This is a genomic window from Candidatus Vogelbacteria bacterium, from assembly GCA_021414225.1.
Lineage (GTDB): Bacteria > Patescibacteriota > Minisyncoccia > Phycocordibacterales > XYD1-FULL-46-19 > JAIOOX01.
This window is the reverse complement of sequence record JAIOOX010000001.1, coordinates 1-24,766: the sequence shown is the minus strand read 5'-3', so window position 1 is coordinate 24,766 and position 24,766 is coordinate 1. Positions and strand designations below refer to the sequence as shown.

Genomic DNA, 24,766 nt, shown 5'->3' with positions numbered 1-24,766 from the left:
CAATTGACTAATGATAAATATTTTTGAAAAACAATTTAAACTAAGAAAAAGATACTGGTGGATAGGGGGACTGTCCATTTTAGCTCTGGCATTGATAGCCTTTTTCTTTTTAAGAAATACTAGTAATGCAGTCGAGAGTTATTCTGTGTCGGCTGGACCTATTACTCAGACTGTCTCGGTGGCCGGAGAAACTAGGGCGGAAAGTTATGTTGACCTAGCTTTTGAGCAAACGGGTTTAGTTTCATTTGTTGGTCCTCGGGTAGGTGGCACTGTTGGAGTTGGTCAGATTTTAGTTAGTCTGGATAAAAATAAAGCTTATGCGGAGTTGAGTTCAACTCAAGCTAATCTAGATTATCAGAAAGCAAAACTGAATGACTCTAAAATATCTTTAGGAGATGTGGAGAGAAATTTAGATGACTCTTTGCGTGGTGCCTATTTTTCGGCCGATGATATTTTAAAGAACTATGTAAATCAATTTTTTAAAAATCCCAATTCATCCTCACCTTCATTTGAAATTCAGTTTTATGATAATGGTCAGAGTGTTAGCTTGAGTACAAATGATTACGTTTTAAGAAGTAAAATTTCAACTGGCAAGAGAAGGGTTGACCGCATCCTCGAAGAGTGGAAAGCAGATATTTATGGTCCAGATTTTCTAAAAGATAAAGAAAAATCTATCAATATTACTCGCAATAGACTAGAAGCGATACAGACATTGTTAGATGATATTTCTTTAGGAGTTAATTCTTTTGATACTGGGGACTATAGTTATTTATCGACTATTAATAACTATAAATCCACAATCTCCTCAGCTCGGACAAGCGTTAATGAAAAAATTTCCAATATTTCTTCATTTAGTCAAGATTGGAATAGTGCTCGTCTAAGTGCGGCGGAGTTGAGCAACGGGCAAGTTTCAACTCAGAGTGCTCAGATTAAACAAGCAGAAGCTCAGGTAGCTGAAAAGCAAGCCCTCCTTTCGAAGTTGTCTTTAACGGCACCTATTTCGGGTGTCGTTACCAAACAAGAAGCTAAAGTGGGTGAATCGGTTTCTGCTGGTGAAGTTTTGGTCTCCATCCTTAATCCTGATTCCTTCGAAGTGGAAGCTAATATTCCGGAGATAAATATTGGTAAAATAAAAGTAGGTCAGAAGTCGACCATTACCTTGGACGCTTTTCCTGGTGAAAATTTTTCTGGCGAGGTTTTCTATATTGATCCAGCTGAAACTTTGATCGATGGGGTGGTTAACTACAAAATCAAAGTCTCTTTTACTGAAAAAGACGAGCGCTTAAAAAATGGTCTGACCGCTAATTTATCTATTACCACTGATTCTAAAGATCAGGTAGTGGTTGTGCCTGTCTATGCTATTACCACTGACAAAGGAGTATCAACTGTGAAAAAATACATTAACGGCCAAGTGGTTGCCACTCCCGTCAAATTGGGTATCTATGGTGATAATGGTCTAGTGGAGGTGATTGAGGGTTTGGTGGCTGGCGACAAGATTGAAGTCAAAGCTCAGTAATTAGTTTTTTGTTTTCAGACTCTAATCAATAGTCAGACTGGTTAATTTTGTAGTACAATTAATATAATCTTATGTCTGGAGGTTTTCAAAATGACTTACTTTTTTTCTTTTTGGTTATTGGAGCCTTGTTTGCTTTGTGGACTGGTAGTGGTCAAATCAGTAAAAAACAGAGCAATGAGTCTTTGTTTTTAACACCAGCTTCGTTGCAAATAGCTGTACCAAAAGTTAACTTTGACCCAAATAATAGTTCTAGTATTGATAATAATAACCAAAGTTCTGCCGGGTCTGGGTCAAACAGTGTTGGTAACTCCAATAATAGTTTTTCTACTACCTCACCTTGGAAGGGAAAAATAAAATTAGGGAGGGGTAATGCTGGTTCGTCTTACCGCTCCAGTGAAGAATATATTACTTTACAAGCTGCTTCTAATAATAAAGGAGAAGTTAATATTTCCGGTTGGATCTTGGAAAATGGATTTAATAATCGATATTATGAACAAAATGGTGAAATAGTGACAGGTGTCTCAAAACGAGTGGCTATTCCTTTCGGTTCAGTTTTATTTACGGGGCTAGACCATGATGTGGTGGGTCCCATTACTCTCAAGGCTGGTGAGAGGGCCATTGTGACAACGGGTAGCCCTACTGCAATTCGTACTGATTTTGATATTACTCGTAGCTTTAAAACCAATAAGTGTACTGGTTATATTGAACAGACACCTGATTATAATTTTGTGCCGTCTTTACCACTCACTTGTCCTGACCCTCGAAAAGAAATTGGCGTACCGCAGTTAGCGGAAAAATGTTACAAGTATGTCACTCAGAGATTAGGGCGTTGCCGGACTCCTGACATTTCGGACTATAAGAGGATTGGTAATGAAGTGGTCCGAGGTAGTTACGTCGATGGTATCGATGGCTTCTCTAATTTGTGTAAAAATTATTTGAAAGAGCATTTCAACTACCAAAGTTGTTTAAAATACCATTCAGGGGATGACGATTTTTTCAAAGGGGAGTGGCGAGTTTACTTGGGTCAAGTCTGGGAGATGTGGGCAAAAGAGCGAGAAACCATTACCTTGTATGATGCCAATGGCCTTCTTGTTGATCAGATTAAATACTAATCTTTAGCGAGGGCTATCCTTGGTATTGATAGGGTGGGGAAAACATTTTTGTCAGTCGGTTTAGCTAGGATTAAGATTATAGATATAGTCTTAATATTTAAAACGATGACAAATAAACTTTGTTTAATCGGTTTAGTGATTTTAAATCTAGTATTTTTACCGAAGTTGGTTTTAGCTAATGGAGAATATATTGTCTTAGTGGGTAACGATGAAGGAAATAGTATTATTGGTGCTTCTGAGCAAAACTCAATTACAGTTAGAGCCTTAAATTCTAGAACGTTAACTACTTGTTTTGAATTAGAATCTTCAGCGGGAGGAACTTTCTTCAGTAGTTCTAAAGTTGAGATCGGGTCTAAAATAAAAAGTAATATCCCTAAAAACGAAAACGGGGTCAGTAATCGTAATTTTTATTTTAGTTTAAATGGAGTGTCTGAGACTGTTTTCTCGTTAAAAACTTTTTTGCGACCAAGTGAAGTAACAACTTCTTGTGATACATGGTCGCCTGAAAACAACGATTGGGAAACTTACCAAAAAACAGTAACTGTTTCGCTACCTAATGGAGACAGTGATTCTGAGGAAGAAACATCGACCACCTCGACTACCACAGTGACTGCTGAAGTCTCTAACGCGACCAACAGTTCTAGTGGGGGGACATCCTCAGCTCACTCTAGTTCGGTGACCCTTAGTTCAACCGCCAGTCCCATAAAATTTGAAGTCAGCGCCGGTCGAGAACAAATAAGTGTGGTTGGCAACTTGGTGTCTTTTGATGCTGTGGTGACAAGAGGTGGTGATTTTTTCAACCCATCATTTACTTGGAGTTTTGGGGATGGGACTAGCTATGTAGGTAAATCAGTGAGACATGCTTATGCCCTACCCGGTACTTATGAGATAGTTCTCAACGCTGTATCCGGTACCGAGAAAGCGGTTTCGCGAACTAGGGTGGTCGTCACTAAACCAGAAGTAGAGATAGAAGTAATTGACTTCTTGTCTGGGTATTTAATTTTAAAAAATAAATCCAACCGAGAAGTTAATATTGGTGATTGGAGGATAGGGGATGGTTCGCAAGACTTTGTTTTTCCCACCGACACCTTGATTGTGCCTGGTGGTCATCTGCCAGTGGCTTTTGGGATTTTGGGTTTTACGATTGGATCGACCACTCAAAATATTTTTTTGAAAGATCCCCAGAATAAAAACTTGGCGACTACTTTAAACCCATTAATAACAACAGGTCAAAGTGATCATTTGGTATCTAGTCTAGCGGAAATAGAATCCCGGTTGGCTTTGATTTCTAATCAAGTAAATACTTTAGCTCCTCAACAATCATCTTTAGCTAAAAAAGAAAAAGTAATAGCGGTTGAGGATGAACCCACTAAAATAGTGAGCTCTACCAGTTCTAATCAGGTGGCTGGGGTTGGAACTATTTCAATCGTAATAGATAAGCCGGCTAGCTGGTATGATTCTTTTAAAAATATACCAAGTCTTGGTTTTAAGATGATTCACGATATAATTGGTAGATAATTATATGGTAGATTTTAATCCTAAATTTTGGCGCATGACAATTGGTTTTTTAGTACTAATTCTATTTGGTTTGGGGGTGGTTTATAGTGTGGGGGCTTATGAAAGAGGCGATCTTAACTCTCCATTATTGACAAAGCTCCTTAGCGTGGTAAGCTTTTAGCCAAGCCGTAGAAAGTAGGCATTTATAAGACCTACTGAGGCCCACTGGAAGATAACCCTACACTGTGTGGTGGTTTAGATATAAACAGTGTGGCGGTCGAGACGGCGGCGAAGAGCCGTTTTTTATTTTACTCAAAAACAATGGCAATTACTAAAGACAAAAAACAAGCAATTGTGAAAAAACTTAGCGACGTGGCTGGCAGTGCCAAGTCAGTCGTCTTTGTTAAATTTCATGGTTTACCTGTTGGAGTTGCAACTACGATTCGAAAATCACTTCGAGATAAGGGGATTGGCTATTTTGTAGCTAAGAAAACCTTAATCAAGATTGGTTTCAGTAACAGTGCTATCAATGGTTCTATGCCAGAACTGCCAGGTGAGATTGCGGTAGCTTACGGTGAAGACCCATTAGAAGCGGCTAAAGGGGTTTATGAATTTCAGAAAATAAATCCAGCCCAGATTTCGATTGTTGGCGGAGTGTTCGAAAATAATTATGCTGATGCGGTCTACATGACTGCTCTAGCCAAGGTACCTACTCGTGAAGTTCTGTATGGTCAATTTGTAAATATGATCAATTGGCCGATCCAGAGTTTTGTGATGACACTTGGTCAGATAGCTGATAAAAAAGATTCGAACTAAATATTATTAATCCAAATATTAAGATAATTATTATGGAAGAAACAAAAGCGGTAGAAGTGCCGGCTAAATTCAAAGACTTGGTAGAAAAAGTTGAGTCAATGAGTGTGTTGGAACTTCATGAATTGGTAAAAGTGTTAGAAGAAAAGTTTGGTGTTTCTGCTCAAGCAATGGTTGTCGCTGGTGGCGCTGGAGCTAGTGAGGGAGCGGCTGAAGAGAAAGACTCTTTCACAGTAGTCTTGAAAGCGGTTGGCGATCAAAAAGTTCAAGTGATTAAGGCTATCAAAGACGCCCTGGGTCTTGGTCTTAAGGAAGCTAAAGATATTGTTGATGCTGCTCCTGCTAATGTTAAGGAAGGTGCTAAGAAGGAAGAAGCTGAAACTATCAAGAAGGCTATCGAAGCCGCTGGTGGTCAGGTCGAGCTTAAATAAATAGTAATTTATTTAAGCGAGATCCCGCTTCCCAAAGGGAAGCGGGATAAGAGCTAAATACAACCCCTCGAGACTTTAGTCTCGAGGGGTTGTATTGATAATAACTGATATATAAAATGACCGGTTTAACAAACCCCGCTCTCGGTTGTGACCGAGAGCGGGGTTTGTTATACTACCGGCCATGAATACGATTGATATATTAGGCAAGCTTTTTGGTGGTCCTCATCGGGTGAAGCTGTTGAGATTGTTTTTATTTAATCCCGAGACTATTTTTGACCGAGCCAGTATTGCTAGTCGAGCCAAGATCCCAGCCGAACGTTTAGCTAAAGAAATTAATACTCTAATCGCGGCTGGAGTAATCAAGGAAAAAACTTTACCAGCGAAACAAAAGAATGGTTCAAGATCTAGGGTTGGCTTGGAATTGACCCAAGGTTTTCCTTTGGCCTCTCAAATTAAAAAACTATTGAATGCTGATTTTATTCGCCGAAAAAATGAGTTGGTTAGACGATTTAAAAACTGTGGCAAAATCAAACTGTTGATTGTGTCTGGTATTTTTGTGGAAAACACTGATAGTCGAGTTGATTTGGTTATTATCGGCGACCAACTAAAACGAAATGTGATTGAGAATATTATTCGGGGGATTGAGGCTGAGGTGGGTAGGGAACTTGTTTATTCAATTATGGAAACCGATGATTTTAAATATCGAGCCAACTCTAGCGATAAATTCATTCGAGATATTTTTGACTATCCACACGAACGAATCATAGATAAAATGCCTTTTTAATGAGATTAAGTTGTGCTAATTATTATCCACATTACCCCCCGCAAAAGGTCTAATCGTGGTATAATTGTAGGTGTAACTTATTATTAGTTTTAGGTCGTTTTATCAATAACAGTTTTATTTTAGAATATTATGATTCTTCAAACCTGGAGTGAAGTGCTCGTTGCTTCATTCCAAAATGTCTGGGCCGAGATTGTTGCGTACGTGCCAAACATTCTTGTTTCCATTATTGTTTTTGTAGTCGGTTGGGTGGTGGCAGTGGTGGTTGGCCGATGGGTGGCTCAAGTATTACGTAGTCTCAAGATTGACCGAGCTTTGGCTAGTGTTGGGGTTGATGAGATCGTCGGCCGAGCTGGCTACCGTCTAGACTCCGGTGCTTTTATCGGAGGCTTGGTGAAAGTATTTGTAATAATTATCTTTTTAGTGGCAGCTCTTGATGTTCTCAAGTTGTCTCAGATTAACGTTTTCTTGTATCAGGTAATATTGGGTTATATTCCTAATGTTATCGCCGCCGCTCTGATTTTGTTGTTGGCGGCTATCATTGCGGACGCTTTACAAAAAGCGGTAGTGGCTTCTGCTAAAGCGGCTGGCACTGATTATGCTGATTTGTTGGGCGGTATTACTCGTTGGTCTATTTGGATCTTTGCTATCTTAGCTGCTTTCAATCAATTGGATATTGGCGCTATTTTTGCTCAGACCCTATTTACTGGTTTGGTGGCCATGTTGGCGATCGCCGGCGGTCTATCTTTCGGTTTGGGTGGAAAGGATGCAGCCGCTCGTTATATAGACAAGCTTCGTAACGATATTTCTAAAAAATAGAGCTATTTTAGCCCTTGTTTTAAAGACAAAACCCGTCTGGCCAGTATTGGCTTGACGGGTTTTGCTGTGGGGTATATACTAACGAGCGTCAGTATGATTATCAAATTAAACCAAAAACACGCGGGTTAAAGGACTCTTGCTTTTTGCATAGGTGCCTAAAATCCGCCTGACAGGCGGTTTAATTTTTTCAGCCAAGAATCGGAACATTGATAACTGAATCCCGTCACTTTATGGCTATCCAATTTAATTGGGGTCTTTGCCATACTGGAGGCGGATAGGTAAGCATTAAATCAAAACTTGTAACAAATAAAATTGTTACAGGGCTAAAATTGTAAACATGGTTTTTAAATTTCCTAATAGGAAATTAAGAGCATGTGGTGGATGCCTAGGCTCTATATGGCGATGAAGGACGTGGCATGGCTGCGATAAGCTTCGGGGAGGTGTCTAGCAACCTTCGATCCGGAGATCTCCGAATGAGGAAACTCTCTCGAATTAAACTTCGAGAATCTTGTCTTGTTACAAGATGCATACCCAGGGAAGTGAAACATCTCAGTACCTGGAGGAAAATAAACTAATAACGAAGCTTTTTAGTTTTGACGATGACTTTGTCGTCAGGACTAAGGAGCTTCTAGTATTCCCTAAGTAGCGGCGAGCGAACAGGGAGAAGCCCAAACCTATTCCGAAAGGAATCAGGGGTTGTAAGGTAAAAGCGTAGTATCACTAGAGAAGTTATAAATTGTTTTGTTAGTTGAAGTTGCTGGGAAGCAACACCCTAGAGGGTAATAGTCCCGTAAACGAAAACAAAACAACTTCTTTGCTTTTATTCTTGAGTACCTCGAGACATGAACAGCTTGAGGGAACCCGCCGGGACTAACCGGCAAGGCTAAATACGTATAGAGACCGATAGTGAACAAGTACCGTGAGGGAAAGGTGAAAAGTAGCCCGAGAGGGCGTTGAAATAGATCCTGAAACCACATGCTTACAAGGAGTCGGAGCCTCGCAAGGGGTGACGGCGTGCCTATTGAAGAATGAGCCAACGAGTTTATGTATGCTGCTCAGCTAAGTCCTTATGGGATGGAGCTTAAGGGAAACCGAGTGTGAATAGCGCGTCTTCTTGTTTTGTAACTGGTCGCATTTATTTGCGACAAGTTATGAAACCTGAAAGGTAGTATACATAAGACCCGAAGCCAGATGAGCTTACCATGGGCAGGATGAACCCAGCAGAAATGGTGGGGGAGGTCCGAACCGGTTAGTCGTTCAACGCTATCGGATGACCTGTGGTAAGGAGTGAAAAGCTAATCGAATCTGGTAATAGCTGGTTTTCTCCGAAATAGCTTTTGGGCTAGCGTCGTGCGTACCCTCGGGGGGTAGAGCACTGGAAGAGTCGAACAGGGAGCAATCTCGTCGACTCTATCAAACTCCGAATACCCGAGACGAAGTACACGGCAGTTAGACGGTGGGGGCTAAGCTCCACTCGTCGAAAGGGAAACAGCCCTGACCGCCATTTAAGGTCCCTAAATCTACACTAAGTGCACTTAAGGAGGTGAAATTTCTCAGACAATGAGGAGGTTGGCTTAGAAGCAGCCATCCTTTAAAGAAAGCGTAATAGCTCACTCATTCAGAGAATTTGCGCCGCAAATTATCGGGGCTAAGTGTGGTACCGAAGATGCGGATGTTATTTATTTTTTAAATAACGTGGTAGGAGAATATTCGCAACCGCAGTGAAGCGGTGTCGTGAGGCACCGTGGAGCGTTGCGAAGCAAGAATGTTGGCACAAGTAACCGCAAGCAAGGTGAGAGCCCTTGCCGCCGAAAGACTAAGGTTTCCTTGGCAATGTTGATCAGCCAAGGGTTAGTCGGGCCTAAGGGAATGACGAAAGTCGGACCCGATGGACACATGGTTAATATTCCATGACTTTGTTATGTTTCGATGGAGTGACGGAGGGTTGTATGTCTCGCATATTATTGGATTTATGTTTGTGGGGTGAGGGTGGCCTTTAGGTAAATCCGGAGGCTGGTCGTAATAGACAACATCCAAGCTCAGCATAAATTTCCGCGGTTACGCGGGAAAATGAGACAAAGCACGCTTCCAAGAAAAACTTCTAAGATTAAGCATAATGAAACCGTACCGTAAACCGACACAGGTAGTCAGCTCGAGAAGAGTAAGGCGAACGGGTGAGTGATCCTCAAGGAACTCGGCAAAAAAGCGGCCGTAAGTTAGCGATAAGGCCTCCCGTCCTAGTGACGGGCGCAGCTAAAGTATCCCTGGCAACTGTTTATCAAAAACACAGCTCCCTGCGAACTCGTAAGAGTATGTATAGGGGGTGACACCTGACCAATGCCAGAAGGTCAAATAAGGTCGGTGCAATGTCTTCGGATGTTGTGCTTTGCTTTATAAGCCCTGGTGAATGTCGGCGATAACTATAATCGTCCTAAGGTAGCGAAATTCCTTGTCAGGTAAGTTCTGACGCGCACGAATGGTGTAATGACTGGGGAACTGTCTCGAGGATTAGCCCGGTGAAAATGCAATGGGGGTGAAGATGCCCTCTACCTACAGTTAGACGAAAAGACCCCAGAAGCTTTACTACAACTTGATATTGTGTATACGTTTTTACTGCGTAGCATAGGTGGGAGACTTTGAAGCGACGGTTTTGGCTGTCGTGGAGTCAACAATGAAATACCACTCTGTAAAAATGTATGCACTAACCAGTCCGGCAAAAACGGATTGAGACAGTATCTGGTGGGTAGTTTTAGTGGGGCGCTATCCTCCTAAAAAGTAACGGAGGAGTTTATTAAGGTCACCTAGGCGCGAATGGAAACCGTGCCGATAGTGTAATGGCACAAGGTGGCTTGACTGCAAGACGTGAATGTCGCGCAGGTGCGAAAGCAGAACATAGTGAACCGAGGATTCGCTTTAGACGCGGTCAAAGATTATCTGATAAAAGCTACTCTGGGGATAACAGGCTGGTACTGCCCAAGCGTCCACAGCGACGGCAGTGTTCGGCACCTCGATGTCGGCTCATCTTATCCTGGGGCTGGAGCAGGTCCCAAGGGTATGGCTGTTCGCCATTTAAAAAGATACGCGAGCTGGGTTCAAACCGTCGTGAGACAGGTTGGTCTCCTATCTACTGTAGGCGTTGATATTTGAGAAGATTTGCTCCTAGTACGAGAGGACCGGAGTGAACTGACCGCTGGTCTGTCGGCTGTCCTGCCAAGGGCACTGCCGAGTAGCTAAGTCGGGAATGGATAACCTCTGAAAGCATCTAAGAGGGAAGCCAACTTCAAGATTAGATATCGTTATGAGACCCGTAAGAGATGATTACGTTGATAGGCACTAGGTGTACGCACAGTAATGTGTTGAGCCGTGGTGTACTAATTCGTCCATTCCTATTAGGAAATTTAAAAATCATGCGATTTGTAAAAATTAAAATTTTTACAAATCGCTCCGACAAGTTAATTTGTCGGAGTAGTCAATTTAATTTAGTGTTTTACCTAAAGTTTGAAAATTGTGATGGGATATCCCTAAAATTTTTCGGGCGGGGTTAGCTCAGTTGGTAGAGTGCCTTATTGCCAATAAGGAGACGTGGGTTCGAGTCCCATACCATCCGCTCCAATTTTTTCGCCAACATTTATGTTGGCTTTCCATCACAGTTTTCAAAAGCGTTTGAATGTTCTGTTTCGGCGATTTGGCGCGGTGGTCACACCTCTTACCATTCCGAACAGAGAAGTTAAGCACCGTAGCGGCGATGGTACTGCTATGCGGGAGAGTAGCTTGTCGCCGGAACAGAGTATTCAAAAACTTAAAATCAAAAATCCCATCCTCGCCAGAGGGTGGGATTTTTGGTACCATAGACCTAATGTTATCTTGGAACCGACGCCGACAACTAGCTTATTTATTGGGAGTGATTATTTTTATAGTCGCAGTGACTGGTTTTGGTTATTGGTATACCAAACCGCTACCAACTTGTTCTGATGGTCGGCAAAATCAAGAAGAGGTTGGAATAGATTGTGGAGGTCCTTGTGCTAAGGTTTGTCGCAGTGAAGTTATTCCAACTCAAACTTTATGGATTAGGCCATTTTCGATTGTGGCTGGTACTTATAGTGTGATGGGTTTGTTTGAGAATCAAAATCGATCCTTGGGAGTGGATCGTCTTTTTTACACCATTAAATTAACAAATGACCTCGGCGCAACGGTGGCGACCAGGAAGGGAGAGGTGTTCGTTAATCCTCAAGAAAAGTTTGTTATTTTTGAACCGAATATTAATACTGACAACCAGATTGCTTTACGGGCCTTTATTGATTTTACGAGTGATACTGGTTGGGATAAACCAGAGATTGCTAAACCAGTTTTATCTGTGACTAGAAAAGAATTTAATTTTGCAGATGAAACACCGAAGCTTCATGCTTTGGTGACGAATGAATCAAATTACGATTTGGAAAATATTGTCGTGCCGGTGGTTGTGTCTGATGGTCAACAAAACGCTTTTACTGGGAGTGCGACTTTGATCCAAGATTTGGGTCGTGGCCAAACTAAAGATGTGTATTTTACTTGGCCTCAAGCTTTGACCAAAACTCCAGAATACGTTGATTTCTATCCTCGAGCCAATACTTTTAGAATTAAGCGCCAATAATACTGATCATGTTGGAGACTATTTTACGACGCTTTGGGGGCGTGTCGATTGATTGGGTTTTAGTGGTAGCTATCTTGCCTTTATTGGGAGCTGGTTTGATTACTATGAATTCATTTACTAGTGATAGTTACTATTTCACGAGGCAGTTGATCTGGATTACGGCTAGTTTGTCCACGTTTTTATTCTTCAGTTTTGTCGATTGGCGGATTTTACGTCGAACAGAAGTGGTGGCTAGCTTGTATCTGGCGGGCTGCTTGGCTTTGTTGGTGGTGTTTCTTTTTGGTCAGGCCACCCGTTCAGCGTACAGCTGGTTTTCTGTTGGTGGGGTATCACTCCAACCAGCGGAATTTATGAAGTTGATTTTAGTGATTATGTTGGCCAAGTATTTTACTAGGCGTCATGTAGAGATTGCTCATATCCGTCATATTTTAGTTTCTGGTTTGTATGCTTTTATTCCATTCGTACTAATTTTTATCCAACCAGACTTTGGTTCGGCTGTTATCATATTTTTTATTTGGTTGGGGATGACCATGGTGGCCGGTATTTCTAAAAAACATTTAGCCGTAGTTTTTGGTTTAGGGGTGATCTCTTTTGTGATGTTATGGGGATTTGTTTTAGCTGATTATCAAAAAAACAGAATCAAAACTTTCGTTAATCCATTGTCGGATATTCAGGGGGCGGGTTATAACGCTTTTCAGTCCACGGTTGCGGTTGGTTCGGGTCAGGTGTTAGGGAAGGGGGTAGGGTTTGGTAGTCAGTCCCGACTAAAATTTTTGCCGGAATTTCAGACAGACTTCGTGTTTGCCGCTTTTGCTGAAGAGTGGGGGTTTGTTGGAGTGATGATTGTTTTCTGTTTATTTGGAACGGTTATTTGGAGGATTTTAGGGGCCGGCCTGGTGGGGGCGACCAATTTTGAAACGTTGTTTGCTATAGGGCTGTCTATTATTTTAATGAGTCACTTTGTGATTCATGTTGGTATGAATATTGGAGTTTTACCAGTCACTGGTCTGCCGATTTCGTTTATGAGTTATGGTGGGTCTCACATGCTGACTATTTTTGCTGGTCTTGGAATTCTGATGGGTATGCGACGCTATCGCCTGGCTTACCATCGAGGAGATATTCATAATGAGTTTGTGGGACCACGTTAATTAAATTATGGAAAAAGATATTCCACAAATTATTAAAGACGTCGGGTTTGATTTTAATTGGAGTGAAGAAAAGGTTTGGGCTCTTGATGTACCAGTAGAGGAAATGGACATAAAAGAATTAACTTGGCATTTTGATGTTCCATTTTTGTGGGAGGATGGGGTTTATAATCTCAAACCCCAAGAGGTGATTGATAGTCCGAAAGCTCATGAAAAAGAGTATGAAAGAACCATGAAAGCTGATTTAATTCACCCGATCGATATTATGGAAAATAAAGGTCGATGGCTTATCTTGGATGGACTTCATCGATTAATGAAATCTTATATTTTAAATATGGAAGGAGTTAAGGTTCGTAAAATCTCTAGAGAGGATATTTCAAAAATTTTGATTTAAAGATATAATATTTTTTTATGATCAAACTAATACAACTAAATGTCGAAGGGGATAGGCATATTGATAAAATCACCCCTTTCTTAAAGACAGAAAAACCAGACGTTTTGTGTCTACAAGAGGTTAGCGAAGTTTCTTTTAATCTCTTTAAGGCAGAGTTGGGTATGACTGGTTTATTTGCCCCAATGCTTACAAATTCAGAGGGAATATTGGGTGCTGGTGTTTTGAGTCAGTTGTCAATTATCACTTCGAAGGCGGATTACTACTGGCGAGGAGTGGATCATTTGCCTGGTAGTAAAATGCATCCCCTCGATGTCTACTGGTCTGTTTTTGCTTTAGTGCGAGTTGATGTGGTCAGTGGTGATGATGTTTTTACCGTTACCACGACCCATTTCCCCAAAAATCATGTTGGGAATGAGGTGTCTGATTTTCAAAAAGAACTTCAAGTTGATTTAACTAAAATGTTAAATTCTATGCCCGAACTTATTTTTACTGGTGATACTAACTGTCCCCGTGGAACAGATATATTTGATAACTGGGCGACGATGTACAAAGATAATATTCCAAAAGAGGTGGTAACTAGTTTAGATGAAAATCTGCACAGAGCTGGTTACTTACCTTATATGGTTGATGCTTTATTTACTACTCCTCACTACGAAGTGGTGGACATTAAATTAGTAGATGGAGTGAGTGATCACTTGGCTGTGGTTGCTTCGATAAAAAAGATATAGATCTCCTAATATAACTGAGTGGTGCTATTTATCATCTTTTCGATATTAAAGTCTGATTGGACTTTATTTTGGAGATTCTCGCCTTGAGTCTGTCGAATGGTAGGGTCGTTGGCTAATTTATTTAGGGCTTCAGTAATAGCCTGGGGGTTGGCTGGGGGAACTAACATGCCTTTGTCTGGTGAGTCAATAATCGCTCGAATGCCAGGAATGTCTGAACCAATAACAGGGAGTGAGGCGAGGCCCGATTCCAGCACAGCGTAAGGATGACCTTCTTTGAGAGAGACAAGAGCGGAAGCGTCAAAAGCTTTGAGTAGGGTGGAAGTGTTGGTGACAAAGCCAGCTAGAAATACTCGATCAGTTGCATTGAGTTTCTGGATTAATTTTTCAAGATTGGTTTTTTCTTGACCACCGCCAATTATTATTAATTTCCATTCTGGTGCCTGCGCTACTCCCTCAATCAAATAGTTTAATCCTTTGTTGGGGTGGAGTTCAGCGATTGAACCTACAATTAAATCTGAATCAGAAAAATTGTGGATAGTTATTTCTCTTAACTTTTTACGAGCTTCTGATTGGGACAGGAAAGAAATAGGAGCGAGACCATTGTAAATTAGATGCATTTTTTTACCCACTAGAAACATTTTCTTGCCTTGCGCAAAATCTTTTTCGTTGATCACAATTACTTCATGAACTAGAAAACAGGTTAGCCACGAAAAAAAGTAGATCAGGAATTTGCTGATAAAATTTCGCTGTTCGTTAAAAGGCCAACCGTGAACGGTATAAATAATTTTTTTAACACCAATTAGTCGCCCGACGAAACCACCGACACCAGCCGCTTTAGAACTATTAACATGAAGAATGTCTGGCCTATATTTTTTAATAATCAAACCCACTTCCCAAAAAGCTTTTAGTTCGTTAAATAAAAAAATATCACGAGTGAACGATTTGATCGGGTAGAAAGGGAGGCTGACCTCGGCTAGTTTATTGGCCAGTTGACCAACCTCAGCTCCTTTGGCTCCGGTGCCACCGCTAGTCACAGCTGTCTCAAACTGGTCTTTAGGTAGGTTGGTGGCCAGGTCAAAAACATACTTTTGGGCTCCACCCCAGTTACTTTTAGTGATTAAATATAGAACTTTTTTAGTCATAATAGTACTTAGTATCTAGGGTAGCATAAAAGGTTATTTTGTTGTATTATTCGGCTACTTATGCGTTTTGGGACTACCACTCAAACAGTTTTTTTGTTCTTGGGTGACTTGCTTGCCCTAGCGATAGCCTTATGGTTGACGCTTATTATTCGTTATCTAGGCTGGCCAAGCACTCAACTTTTTTTTGATCACCTAGCTCCATTTGCTATTATTTTTATTCTCTGGAGTCTGGTCTTTTTTATGTACGATCTTTACGGGTCTAGAACTCTATTTTTGGAAAGAAAATTGACTAGTGCTATTCTCAATGCCCAGGTGGTCAACATAATCATTGCACTACTATTCTTTTATCTGATTCCTTATTTTGGGATTACTCCTAAAACTAATCTATTCATATTTTTAGTTGTTTCTTGTTTAATTTTGTTGGTGTGGCGTCGATTAGGGGTTGGTTTTGTTATTCGACCAGCTCAAGAATCAATTTTGTTTGCCTGTGGTGGCCCAGAAGTTGAAGAGTTAAGACAGACTTTTGCGAAGAATAGTAAGTATGGGATTACTGTTCGGGATGGTGAGCCTAGAGCTTTACCGCAAGAGGTGTCGATGGTTGTCTTTAATTCCCACGACACTGCTAGTGCCCCTTTGTTTGCCAACTTTTATCGAATGCTTTTTTCTGGAGTCCGCTTTGCTAATATTGAAGACATTTATGAAGAAGTTTATGGTCGAGTCCCGGTTTCGATCATTAGTGAACGTTGGTTCTTGGAACATTTGTCTAATCAACCAAAACCATTTTATGATTTTTTTAAACGAACAACCGATTTGATGGTTGGTTTGGTGTTTGGGATTTTATCTTTGATTTTATATCCAATTGTTTTTGTTTTAATAAAACTAGAAACACCAGGTCCTTTATTTTCATATCAAACTCGAGTTGGTAAAAACAATCAACCAATTAATTTGATAAAATTTAGAACGATGACTAATAGTAACGACGGTGGAGTGTGGGGAGCTGTGAACAAAAACAAAGTAACCAGGGTTGGTAAGATTTTACGAAAGACCAGGATTGATGAATTGCCTCAGTTGTGGAACGTTGTAAGAGGAGATATTTCTTTGATTGGTCCACGCCCAGAGTTTGCCGATCCAGTTGAAAAATATAGTAATCAGATTCCTTATTACAATATTCGTCATATCATTAAACCTGGCTTGTCTGGTTGGGCTCAAATGTATCATGAAGCCCATCCTCATCATGGTTTAGATGTTGTCGAGACACGCAACAAATTATCATACGACCTGTATTATATTAAGCATAGAAGTATTTGGTTGGATATAAAAATAGGTTTAAAAACAGTCGCTTTATTATTATCAGCTAAAGGTTCTTAAATTATGATATCTAAAAAAATTTTAGTGAGTGGAGGGGCTGGTTTCATCGGAGCACATTTAGTTCGAGCCTTACTCAAAGATGGTCATCAGGTGGTGGTAGTTGATAATTTGTCGACTGGTAAAAAGGAGAGGATTCCTGATGGTGTCTCGTTCCACCTGGTTGATATTACTGACCTAGATAGTCTTAAACCTCTTTTAGTTGGCGTGGAGGCGGTTTTTCATCTAGCTGCTTTACCTAGAGTTTCTTTTTCCATAGATCACCCAATAGAAAGCAATGAGGCTAACGTTAAAGGTACTCTAAATCTTCTAGTGTCTGCTAAGGATGCTGGAGTAAAGATTTTTGTTTACTCAGCTTCATCTTCTGCTTATGGGGATCAAGACATCTTACCATTAGTGGAAACCATGCCAGCTAGACCAAAAAGTCCTTATGGTTTACAAAAATATATTGGTGAATTATATGCGAAAACTTTTACTGAAATTTATGGTTTACCGACCGTTTGTTTAAGATATTTTAATGTTTATGGTCCAGGTGATAGTGCTGAAGCATCTTATCCGTTGGTGATTACCAAGTTTATAAAACAACGACAAAATAACGAACCACTAACTATCTGTGGGTCCGGTGAGCAAACACGAGATTTTACCCACGTCACAGATATTGTCAGGGCTAATTTACTTTGCCTAGATAACCTCAAAATAGGTCGGGGGGAGGTTGTAAATATCGGTGCAGGTAACAACCAGTCTGTTAAAAGAATTGCGGAACTGGTTGGTGGTCCTGTTGAGTTTTTACCTGCACGACTTGAGCCAAAAGACACAAAAGCCGATAACTCTAAAGCCAAGGAGCTACTTGGGTGGGAGCCGCAAGTGTCGATTGAAGAGGGAATTAATGAACTAAAACAGTTGGCTGGATTACTATGATTTTAGACGGCAAAGCTTTAAGTAAAAAAATCGAGGCCGAGCTTCGAGCTAAAGTAACTGGTTTAGGTAAACCGGTTACTTTAGCGGTGGTGATTGTTGGAGATGATCCGGTATCGGTTAAATATATTAATCGTAAAAAAGCAGTGGGGGAAAATGTTGGAGTGGATGTTCAACTATTTGAATACGAGGCTGATATTGTAGAAGCTGACTTAAAATTAGAAATAGAAAAATTAGTCGCTCGACAAGACATTGATGGGGTGTTGGTGCAACTACCATTACCCGACCATCTTAATCGAGAGGAAATAATTAATTTGATTCCACCGGCTAAAGATCCAGATAGTTTGGGTGAGGATGCCAAGGTGCCTTCACCGGTAGTGCGAGCAGTGCAAGAGATTTTGAAAACTAGTCAGATTGAATTAGCTGACAAAAAGATCGTTGTGGTTGGTCAGGGTAAATTAGTGGGTCGCCCAGTCGCTTTATGGTTGGCTAGTGATGGTTATGATGTGACGGTGGTGGACAGTAAGGTGGTGGATGTCGGAGCGATTACCAGACATGCTGATATTTTGATTTTGGGAGCCGGCCAGCCAGGGCTAATTAAACTGGACATGATCAAAGATGGAGTGGTCATTATCGACGCCGCAACTTCCGAAGCCAGTGGCCGGCTGGCCGGTGATGCCGACCCGGCCTGCGCTGACAAAGCTGTTTTGTTTACACCAGTACCAGGTGGTGTTGGCCCTCTGACTTTGGTACTTCTTTTTGCAAATCTTTTAGACCTTGTAGACGGACAATAAGTGTGTTAGAAATTGGGCTAGATTTAGGCATAATACCGTGTCTAAAAAAGTCACCAAACGGTACGCCGAACGTGTGACGAAGGAGTTGTTTTATGGGTACGCCCACGAATCGTGAAGTCCATGCTGCGGAGTTGCTTTTGAAACGATTCCATCCGTTTTTGTCGACAGAAACCCTTCCTTTTTTTGAGACAGTAGTAGCAGGGAAGGATTGTCACTTCAGTCGTATCGAGCAGATGTCCCAAGGTGAAAGAATTCAGGGGATTTGGGACCCTTCTCCTTTTAACAGGGAGGGCAAGACTGATCATTTCTGGGGCCTTGGTCGTGATGGTCGCTTGCGTCAGTTGGATGTGTTCTGGAGTATGAGTACTGGCTTTAGATGTGGTGTCGAAACTCAGGTTTGGGAGTTCCAAAACGGGTTATGGGATCTTCTTGCTCGAATCAGCTATTCCCGGTTTTCTGATGTACTAAAAGGTGCTCTTGATGGTTGGGTCGATAAAGCCGACAAAAGGCTTCGAACCCTAGAAAGTTCCAGGGCATATCTGGAGGCGCTTGAAATCAACATCACCTTAAATCGTCGGTAATTGTTTCTATTTTGACCCGGCAAAGCACGCAAGTGTTTTGCCGGGTTTAACCTTGCTTTACGGGCTATTTTCTCTATAATAGCCCTATTACATCGTTTAATTGATACTTATGTCATATTACCGTATTTTTGCTGTTATTTTGTTGTTGCTGGGAGTCGGGGTTGGATATTTTGTGTACCACTCCGAGACTGTCACTCCTGATTCATTTTTATCTAAGCCTTTTAAATTAGGCTTGGATCTTAGGGGTGGAACTCGTTTAGTTTATGATGCTGACACTTCAGTTATACAAGCTGGGGATGTGAAGGATGCGATGGACTCATTGAGAGAGGTGATTGAAAGACGAATTAACGTGTTTGGAGTTTCTGAACCGCAAATTTTTACTGAAACAGCTGGTTTGGGAGCTGAGGCTAAACATCGACTGGTGGTGGAATTGCCGGGAGTTACTAATATTGACCAGGCGTTACAGTTAATTAGCAAAACTCCAGTTTTGGAATTTAAAACAGAACGACCGGATGGTCCAGAAAAAGAGCAAATAAAAAAAGCTTATGAACAAGCTCAATTAAGTATCACTAGCAATGCTTCAACCACTATCGAATCTTTATTAAAGGCTAATCCACTTTTAAGTGAAGATCCTTTGTATGTGTCGACTGGGTTGTCTGGCCGTTATTTAAAAAAAGCGAGTGTGTCTTTTAGTGGAGAAGGGGTGTCTGGTCCAGGGGTTAGCCTAGAATTCAATGAGGAAGGAGCAAAATTATTTGCCAAAATTACCAGTGAGAATGTCGGTAAGTCGGTTGCTATTTATTTAGATGGTCAACTGTTGTCAGCGCCTAACGTACGTGAAGCGATTAAAGATGGTCGAGCGGAAATAACTGGCCAGTTTACCGTCGACGAAGCTAAGACTTTGGTTCGTGATTTAAACCTTGGTGCTTTACCCCTACCAATCAAATTGGCTTCATCTCAAACAATTGGGGCGACTTTGGGGCAAGAGGCTTTTGATAAAGGGGTCAAGGCTGGAGCAGTAGCCTTGGCGGTCATCGCTCTATTTATGATTTTTTGGTATCGCTTACCTGGTTTGATTGCTGTTATATCTTTATCAATCTACGTGGCTATCATGCTGGCCTTGTTTAAATTAATCCCGGTTACTTTGACAGCTGCTGGAATGGCGGGGCTAATTTTGTCGATCGGGATTGCTGTCGATGCTAATGTGCTTATCTTTGAGCGCCTAAAAGATGAGTTACGTCGCGGTAAAAGTATTCATGACGCTTTGTTGGAAGGTTTTTCTAGAGCGTGGTTATCGATTCGGGATTCAAATTTATCTAGTATTATCTCAGCTGCAGTTTTGTTCTGGTTTGGAACTAGTTTGATCAAAGGTTTTGCCCTGACTTTGATGATTGGTATTTTGGTTAGTATGTTTAGTGCGATTACTGTCACCCGAACTCTCTTGTTGGCTTTGGGTGTTAAGCATAAAACAAAATTGTCGACCTTTTTATTCGGTAGCGGTTTCACTAAATAACTAATATGTGGGTAATTAAATATCGATCATTCTTTTATATCTTGTCTGGCTTAGCGATCGTTGCTTCTTTGGCGGCAGTGGCTATGTATGGTCTCAACTTAGGGATTGACTTTAAAGGTGGCACAACTATTGAGCTAGATTATGGTCAGAATCGACCAGAAACAGCTGAGCTTAGAGCTTCATTAGACAAGGCTAACTTAGGAAATTTGTTAGTCCAGCCAGTTGATGAATCTGGAATGGTAATTAGATCAAAAAATTTATCACCGGAAGAAAAAAATAGTCTTACTAAACAGGCTTCAGTTGAAGGTAAATATTCTTTCACCGAAAAGCGTTCGGACTCAATTGGTCCAACCTTAGGTAATGAACTAGCCACTAGAGGCATAATTGCTATTGTGATTGTGGCTCTGATGATTGTTTTATTCATCTCTTTTGCTTTCTGGGGCGTGTCTCGACCGGTTGCTTCGTGGAAGTATGGCATCATTGCTATTAGTACTCTGGCTCACGATGTGATTATTCCGACGGGTGTTTTTGCTTTGTTGGGTCACTTTAAGGGGACAGAAATTGACGCTTTATTTTTGACCGCTTTGCTAACCATCTTAGGTTTGTCAGTTAACGATACAATTGTGGTCTTTGACCGAATCAGAGAAAACTTGAAAAATAAAGTTGCCCCTCATTTCGAAGATGTGGTGGGCATGAGTTTGTCTCAGACTTTCACTCGATCTATTAACACCTCCATGACGGTTATCTTGGTGCTCTTAGCTGTTTATTTCTTTGGTAGTCCGACCACTAAAGACTTTGCCTTGGTCCTAACTATCGGTATGGTGGTGGGTACTTATTCTTCAATCTTCATCGCTTCGCCGCTCCTGGTAACTTGGGAGAAGTGGAGTCGGAAATAAGCCTTAAAATAAAGCCCCAAAACCGGCCCAGAGGCCGGTTTTGGGGCTTTATTTGTATAGGTTATTACTTATATTGACACCCGCTTAAATACCTATATAATAGCCCCTGTAGCCTATTGTTTCGATAGGCTGTTGTTTTCTAGTGACCTTTGACAGCAAAATAGTCTCATAATGTTTACGAAGTCGTTATGAGATATGATCCATAAGTAATTCTACTCACGGAACGAATTCCGTGAGAGAAAGTTTTGTGTTTTCTTTTGTTCCGTTCATTCTTAAATTGTTTATACAATTTTTTGTTAGAGTTTGATCTTGGCTCAGGATGAACGCTGGCGGCGTGGATAAGGCATGCAAGTCGAGTGGGTTTAGACCCACGGCGAACGAGGTAGTAACACGTAGGAATGTACCCTAAAGTCGGGCATAACCCGCCGAAAGGCGGAATAATTCTCGATGGTCTCGAAAGAGTAAAGATTTATCGCTTTAGGAACAGCCTGCGGGATATCAGCTAGTTGGTAGTGTAAAGGACTACCAAGGCTATGACGTCTAGGGGAGCTGAGAGGCTGACCCCCACCGATGGTACTGAGACACGGACCATACACCTACGGGTGGCTGCAGTCGAGAATCTTCCACAATGGGCGAAAGCCTGATGGAGCGACGCCGCGTGAAGGATGAAGTCCCTCGGGACGTAAACTTCTTTTGTAGAGGAAGAAACCGGTTGACCGGTGTGACTGTACTCTAAGAATAAGGGGTTGCTAAACTCGTGCCAGCAGCAGCGGTAATACGAGTACCCCAAGCGTTATCCGGAATTACTGGGCATAAAGGGTGCGTAGGCGGTCTTAGTTAGTCTTCTGTGAAAACTCCCGGCTTAACCGGGAAGACGCGGGAGATACGGCTAGACTAGAGAGTGTGAGAGGTCTGTGGAACTCATGGTGTAGGGGTGAAATCCGTTGATATCATGGGGAACGCCAAAAGTGAAGACAGCAGACTGGCACATTTCTGACGCTGAGGCACGAAAGCGTGGGTTTCGAACGGGATTAGATACCCCGGTAGTCCACGCCCTAAACGATGATCACTAGCTTTTTGGAGTATCGACCCTCTGAGAGGCGAAGCAAATGCGTTAAGTGATCCGCCTGGGAAGTACGGCCGCAAGGCTAAAACTCAAAAGAATAGACGGGAGCTCGCACAAGCGGTGGATCATGCGGTTTAATTCGACACTAAACGAAGAACCTCACCAGGGCTAGAAATCCAGACGAAGACCAGAAGAAACTTTGGTCGTCTCACAAGGACGGCTGGACAGGTGATGCATGGCTGTCGTCAGTTCGTGGCTTGAGTTGTTCCCTTAAGTGGGGAAACGAACGCAACCCTCGTCGTCTGTTACAAGTGTCAGGCGAGACTACTCCGATTTTCGGAGAGGAAGCGAGGATGACGCCAAGTCAGCATGTCCCTCTGACGCCCTGGGCTACACGCATGATACAATGGCTACTACAACGGGTCGCGACGGGGAAACCCTGAGCTAATCCTTCAAAAGTAGCCCCAGTTCGGATTGAGGTCTGCAACTCGACCTCATGAAGTTGGAATCGCTAGTAATCGCAGGTCAGCTATACTGCGGTGAATACGTTCTCGAGCTTTGTACTCACCGCCCGTCAAGGCAGGGGAGCCGGGAGTGCCCAAAGTCTCGTAATTTTACGGGCCTAAGGCAAGCTCGGTGACAAGGCTTAAGTCGTAACAAGGCACGGCTAGCGGAAGCTGGTCGTGGAAATATTTCATTCTAGTTGTTGTTGTCTTAGGACAATGACTTACTAGGTCGGTTCCGAGATTTTAATATCAAGGAAGACTCATCATAATTGTCTCTAAATTTATGTGCCTACTAGGAAAGACTAGTATGAACGGAACAAAAGAAAGTCCAAAACATTACTTTAAATAACTTCGTAAACCACCAAAAAACCGCCTAACTAGGCGGTTTTTTGGTGAGATGTGGATATACTTGCTTTTTTCTGTATATGTGATATAATAAATAATGGAACTTGTAAACAACTGGCGACACTTGAGTGTGTAGCCTTGGGAGATTGACGTCATGAAGAAATTGACCGTGTTTGAAAAAATCGGGGTGTCCTTGATCGTGTTTACAGCCGTTTACTTCGGCTCCGGTGTTGTGGGGGCTTGGTGGAAAGGGAAGATCTCTTTTAACCGGGCATCGCCAACCGAACAGGCCACTCCGGTGATGGTGCCTTTGGAAGTTCAGACTTTCGTTCGTGAGATTCCGGACTTCCGCGGTAAGTCGCCGGAAGAAGTTGCCGAGATCATGGAAGCATTCGGACTCCACTACGGGAATACGTTTCTGTGGTCAACGAACGATAAGCGGGGCGACGGTAAGGTGATCGAACAGACACCGCCGCCTGGGACTCCTCGGACCGAGTATGACGAGGTCTCCCTCGTCTACGGCAAAAGCGTGTAATCAAATCTGGTCATCTTATAATACCCAGGGTCGTCCCTCGCACGACCCTGGGTATCCTTGTTTTTACAGCTTTTTTCTGGTATATTTTCCGAGTATTTTACATACTAATGCGCGTGTAGCTCAGGTGGTTAGAGCGCGTCACTGATATGAATCATGTAGACGGTTCGGGCGTTCGAAATTCAAAACATTGAAATCTGATAGTGCCTTGCGTGCGCGTGTAGCTCAGGTGGTTAGAGCGCGTCACTGATAATGACGAGGTCCCAGGTTCGAGTCCTGGCATGCGCACGCAGAGCAGTATCAATGTTTTAATTTCTCTCTTACCCTGCCGTCTATAATGACGAGGTCCCAGGTTCGAGTCCTGGCATGCGCACAATCCAGGACAGGTGGCCGATTTGCCATCGCCTGAAACGGAAAATACAGCGTAACCACAACGTCTTTTCCAAATGCGGTCTGGTTCGAGAACACGCTTTGCACCACATTGCGTTTTTCATCGTCCGTTCCCAATTCATAAAGCAGCGTAAGGCTTTTAACCAGTTCGAGAAAATCTTGGAGTTGGTTGCGGTTTGCCTCCAGAACCGCCTCCGCATCGCGCAGTTTTTCCTTCAATCGCTGCTGATCCTCCAGATGCGAAGCCTGCCGTGATTGATAAGCCTCCTTTTCAATTGCCTGGTCCAAGTACGCGTCCGTCAGCCGATCCAACCGCGCGGCACCCGGCTCTTCAATGCCGACGTGTTGGATACAGTCGCGGAATGGGCCGAAGGCTTCATGCCACCGCAAGTGGCCACTGGCGGGGGAACCGGGTTGTATTGCGGGGAGCAGGACATGTTCTGTTTCCTCATTGACCCGACTGGTTGGGTGGAGATCGGCGACCAGGCGTATGCCCCCGGCTTCTTTGTCTGGAATTCGGAAGTTGGACGTCGGACAGTTGGTATCCAAAGTTTCTGGTTTCAGTCGGTGTGCCAAAACCACATTGTTTGGGACGCGACCGGGGTGAAGGAATTCACCCGGAAGCACACCAGCAATGTAGTCATGGCGAACAAGCTTTACATCGACCGCGTCCGAGTGTCGTTCCTTGACCCGAACACGCGTACCGATGACGATCTCTACGGGCTTTGGGTGGGCGATGACTATGACGAGGTTCCCGTCCTTATCTCCACGGAGGAAAAGGACATACCCAAGACTATCCAAATGGTCATCCGCTACCTATTGCGCGAAGAGGAGCATCAGGCCTTGGAGCTCATT

21 protein-coding genes, 2 tRNA genes and 3 rRNA genes are annotated in these 24,766 nt (G+C 42.4%); 24 read left to right on the top strand and 2 right to left on the bottom strand.

Annotated elements, in window-relative coordinates:
* Nucleotides 1-10: 10 nt before the first annotated feature.
* From K8Q91_00130 to K8Q91_00065, 14 genes are all read left to right on the top strand, one after another.
* The gene (locus K8Q91_00130) at nucleotides 11-1,516 is read left to right on the top strand and encodes an efflux RND transporter periplasmic adaptor subunit (GenBank protein MCE9628402.1); all 1,506 of its coding nucleotides are present in this window, start codon (nucleotides 11-13) and stop codon (nucleotides 1,514-1,516) included.
* A 71-nt stretch (nucleotides 1,517-1,587) separates the two neighbouring features.
* Nucleotides 1,588-2,628 carry a hypothetical protein gene (locus K8Q91_00125; protein MCE9628401.1) on the top strand — a complete coding sequence of 347 codons (1,041 nt, stop codon included), beginning with the start codon at nucleotides 1,588-1,590 and terminating at the stop codon, nucleotides 2,626-2,628.
* A gap of 105 nt (nucleotides 2,629-2,733) precedes the next feature.
* Complete coding sequence (locus K8Q91_00120) at nucleotides 2,734-4,146, top strand: PKD domain-containing protein (protein MCE9628400.1); 1,413 nt, start codon at nucleotides 2,734-2,736, stop codon at nucleotides 4,144-4,146.
* A 300-nt stretch (nucleotides 4,147-4,446) separates the two neighbouring features.
* On the top strand, nucleotides 4,447-4,941 hold the full coding sequence (gene rplJ, locus K8Q91_00115; protein ID MCE9628399.1) for a 50S ribosomal protein L10: 495 nt from the start codon (nucleotides 4,447-4,449) through the stop codon (nucleotides 4,939-4,941).
* 32 nt (nucleotides 4,942-4,973) lie between these two features.
* Nucleotides 4,974-5,369 (top strand): 50S ribosomal protein L7/L12, encoded by a 396-nt coding sequence (gene rplL / locus K8Q91_00110; protein ID MCE9628398.1) that lies wholly within the window; start codon nucleotides 4,974-4,976, stop codon nucleotides 5,367-5,369.
* A 181-nt stretch (nucleotides 5,370-5,550) separates the two neighbouring features.
* The gene (locus tag K8Q91_00105) at nucleotides 5,551-6,153 is read left to right on the top strand and encodes a hypothetical protein (protein ID MCE9628397.1); all 603 of its coding nucleotides are present in this window, start codon (nucleotides 5,551-5,553) and stop codon (nucleotides 6,151-6,153) included.
* A 129-nt stretch (nucleotides 6,154-6,282) separates the two neighbouring features.
* Complete coding sequence (locus tag K8Q91_00100) at nucleotides 6,283-6,969, top strand: hypothetical protein (protein ID MCE9628396.1); 687 nt, start codon at nucleotides 6,283-6,285, stop codon at nucleotides 6,967-6,969.
* Between the two features lie 352 nt (nucleotides 6,970-7,321).
* Nucleotides 7,322-10,365: ribosomal RNA gene (locus K8Q91_00095) — 23S ribosomal RNA — on the top strand.
* A gap of 139 nt (nucleotides 10,366-10,504) precedes the next feature.
* Nucleotides 10,505-10,581 (top strand) — tRNA-Gly (locus K8Q91_00090).
* Nucleotides 10,582-10,645: 64 nt separating this feature from the next.
* Nucleotides 10,646-10,752: ribosomal RNA gene (gene rrf / locus K8Q91_00085) — 5S ribosomal RNA — on the top strand.
* Nucleotides 10,753-10,825: 73 nt separating this feature from the next.
* Nucleotides 10,826-11,599 carry a hypothetical protein gene (locus K8Q91_00080; protein ID MCE9628395.1) on the top strand — a complete coding sequence of 258 codons (774 nt, stop codon included), beginning with the start codon at nucleotides 10,826-10,828 and terminating at the stop codon, nucleotides 11,597-11,599.
* 8 nt (nucleotides 11,600-11,607) lie between these two features.
* The gene (locus K8Q91_00075) at nucleotides 11,608-12,747 is read left to right on the top strand and encodes a rod shape-determining protein RodA (protein MCE9628394.1); all 1,140 of its coding nucleotides are present in this window, start codon (nucleotides 11,608-11,610) and stop codon (nucleotides 12,745-12,747) included.
* Nucleotides 12,748-12,754: 7 nt separating this feature from the next.
* A complete protein-coding gene (locus K8Q91_00070; protein MCE9628393.1) occupies nucleotides 12,755-13,138 on the top strand; it encodes a hypothetical protein in 384 nt (127 codons plus the stop codon).
* A gap of 17 nt (nucleotides 13,139-13,155) precedes the next feature.
* A complete protein-coding gene (locus K8Q91_00065) occupies nucleotides 13,156-13,866 on the top strand; it encodes an endonuclease/exonuclease/phosphatase family protein (protein MCE9628392.1) in 711 nt (236 codons plus the stop codon).
* A gap of 5 nt (nucleotides 13,867-13,871) precedes the next feature.
* Here K8Q91_00065 and K8Q91_00060 read toward each other — a convergent pair whose 3' ends face one another.
* Nucleotides 13,872-15,008, bottom strand: coding sequence for a glycosyltransferase (locus tag K8Q91_00060; protein ID MCE9628391.1), 1,137 nt, complete (start codon nucleotides 15,006-15,008; stop codon nucleotides 13,872-13,874).
* A 60-nt stretch (nucleotides 15,009-15,068) separates the two neighbouring features.
* Here K8Q91_00060 and K8Q91_00055 point away from each other — a divergent pair, with 60 nt between their 5' ends.
* The 9 genes from K8Q91_00055 (at nucleotide 15,069) to K8Q91_00015 (ending at nucleotide 23,809) form a co-directional block, all read left to right on the top strand.
* Nucleotides 15,069-16,376 (top strand): sugar transferase, encoded by a 1,308-nt coding sequence (locus K8Q91_00055; GenBank protein MCE9628390.1) that lies wholly within the window; start codon nucleotides 15,069-15,071, stop codon nucleotides 16,374-16,376.
* A 3-nt stretch (nucleotides 16,377-16,379) separates the two neighbouring features.
* Entirely contained in the window at nucleotides 16,380-17,291 is a 912-nt protein-coding gene (locus tag K8Q91_00050) for an NAD-dependent epimerase/dehydratase family protein (protein MCE9628389.1), read from the top strand.
* Entirely contained in the window at nucleotides 17,288-18,082 is a 795-nt protein-coding gene (locus K8Q91_00045) for a bifunctional 5,10-methylenetetrahydrofolate dehydrogenase/5,10-methenyltetrahydrofolate cyclohydrolase (GenBank protein MCE9628388.1), read from the top strand. The genes K8Q91_00050 and K8Q91_00045 overlap by 4 nt, the downstream gene beginning before the upstream one ends.
* Nucleotides 18,083-18,174: 92 nt before the next feature.
* Nucleotides 18,175-18,663, top strand: coding sequence for a hypothetical protein (locus K8Q91_00040; GenBank protein ID MCE9628387.1), 489 nt, complete (start codon nucleotides 18,175-18,177; stop codon nucleotides 18,661-18,663).
* Between the two features lie 109 nt (nucleotides 18,664-18,772).
* Nucleotides 18,773-20,176, top strand: coding sequence for a protein translocase subunit SecD (secD, locus tag K8Q91_00035; protein MCE9628386.1), 1,404 nt, complete (start codon nucleotides 18,773-18,775; stop codon nucleotides 20,174-20,176).
* Nucleotides 20,177-20,181: 5 nt separating this feature from the next.
* Complete coding sequence (secF, locus tag K8Q91_00030) at nucleotides 20,182-21,072, top strand: protein translocase subunit SecF (protein ID MCE9628385.1); 891 nt, start codon at nucleotides 20,182-20,184, stop codon at nucleotides 21,070-21,072.
* 291 nt (nucleotides 21,073-21,363) lie between these two features.
* Nucleotides 21,364-22,837 (top strand): 16S ribosomal RNA (locus K8Q91_00025).
* Between the two features lie 306 nt (nucleotides 22,838-23,143).
* Nucleotides 23,144-23,524: a PASTA domain-containing protein gene (locus K8Q91_00020; GenBank protein MCE9628384.1), complete on the top strand. Its 381-nt coding sequence runs from the start codon at nucleotides 23,144-23,146 to the stop codon at nucleotides 23,522-23,524.
* A 211-nt stretch (nucleotides 23,525-23,735) separates the two neighbouring features.
* Nucleotides 23,736-23,809 (top strand) — tRNA-Ile (locus K8Q91_00015).
* Nucleotides 23,810-23,821: 12 nt separating this feature from the next.
* Here the strand turns inward: K8Q91_00015 and K8Q91_00010 are convergent.
* A complete protein-coding gene (locus K8Q91_00010) occupies nucleotides 23,822-24,538 on the bottom strand; it encodes a hypothetical protein (protein ID MCE9628383.1) in 717 nt (238 codons plus the stop codon).
* 15 nt (nucleotides 24,539-24,553) lie between these two features.
* Here K8Q91_00010 and K8Q91_00005 point away from each other — a divergent pair.
* The coding region (locus K8Q91_00005) for a hypothetical protein (protein ID MCE9628382.1) at nucleotides 24,554-24,766 on the top strand (213 nt) is incomplete at its 3' end.

Bases quoted from the DNA above. Each gene is read 5' to 3' on its own strand.
- K8Q91_00130 (MCE9628402.1), top strand. From the start codon at position 11: ATGATAAATATTTTTGAAAAACAATTTAAACTAAGAAAAAGATACTGG.
- K8Q91_00125 (MCE9628401.1), top strand. From the start codon at position 1,588: ATGTCTGGAGGTTTTCAAAATGACTTACTTTTTTTCTTTTTGGTTATT.
- K8Q91_00120 (MCE9628400.1), top strand. From the start codon at position 2,734: ATGACAAATAAACTTTGTTTAATCGGTTTAGTGATTTTAAATCTAGTA.
- rplJ (MCE9628399.1), top strand. From the start codon at position 4,447: ATGGCAATTACTAAAGACAAAAAACAAGCAATTGTGAAAAAACTTAGC.
- rplL (MCE9628398.1), top strand. From the start codon at position 4,974: ATGGAAGAAACAAAAGCGGTAGAAGTGCCGGCTAAATTCAAAGACTTG.
- K8Q91_00105 (MCE9628397.1), top strand. From the start codon at position 5,551: ATGAATACGATTGATATATTAGGCAAGCTTTTTGGTGGTCCTCATCGG.
- K8Q91_00100 (MCE9628396.1), top strand. From the start codon at position 6,283: ATGATTCTTCAAACCTGGAGTGAAGTGCTCGTTGCTTCATTCCAAAAT.
- K8Q91_00080 (MCE9628395.1), top strand. From the start codon at position 10,826: ATGTTATCTTGGAACCGACGCCGACAACTAGCTTATTTATTGGGAGTG.
- K8Q91_00075 (MCE9628394.1), top strand. From the start codon at position 11,608: ATGTTGGAGACTATTTTACGACGCTTTGGGGGCGTGTCGATTGATTGG.
- K8Q91_00070 (MCE9628393.1), top strand. From the start codon at position 12,755: ATGGAAAAAGATATTCCACAAATTATTAAAGACGTCGGGTTTGATTTT.
- K8Q91_00065 (MCE9628392.1), top strand. From the start codon at position 13,156: ATGATCAAACTAATACAACTAAATGTCGAAGGGGATAGGCATATTGAT.
- K8Q91_00060 (MCE9628391.1), bottom strand. From the start codon at position 15,008: ATGACTAAAAAAGTTCTATATTTAATCACTAAAAGTAACTGGGGTGGA.
- K8Q91_00055 (MCE9628390.1), top strand. From the start codon at position 15,069: ATGCGTTTTGGGACTACCACTCAAACAGTTTTTTTGTTCTTGGGTGAC.
- K8Q91_00050 (MCE9628389.1), top strand. From the start codon at position 16,380: ATGATATCTAAAAAAATTTTAGTGAGTGGAGGGGCTGGTTTCATCGGA.
- K8Q91_00045 (MCE9628388.1), top strand. From the start codon at position 17,288: ATGATTTTAGACGGCAAAGCTTTAAGTAAAAAAATCGAGGCCGAGCTT.
- K8Q91_00040 (MCE9628387.1), top strand. From the start codon at position 18,175: ATGGGTACGCCCACGAATCGTGAAGTCCATGCTGCGGAGTTGCTTTTG.
- secD (MCE9628386.1), top strand. From the start codon at position 18,773: ATGTCATATTACCGTATTTTTGCTGTTATTTTGTTGTTGCTGGGAGTC.
- secF (MCE9628385.1), top strand. From the start codon at position 20,182: ATGTGGGTAATTAAATATCGATCATTCTTTTATATCTTGTCTGGCTTA.
- K8Q91_00020 (MCE9628384.1), top strand. From the start codon at position 23,144: ATGAAGAAATTGACCGTGTTTGAAAAAATCGGGGTGTCCTTGATCGTG.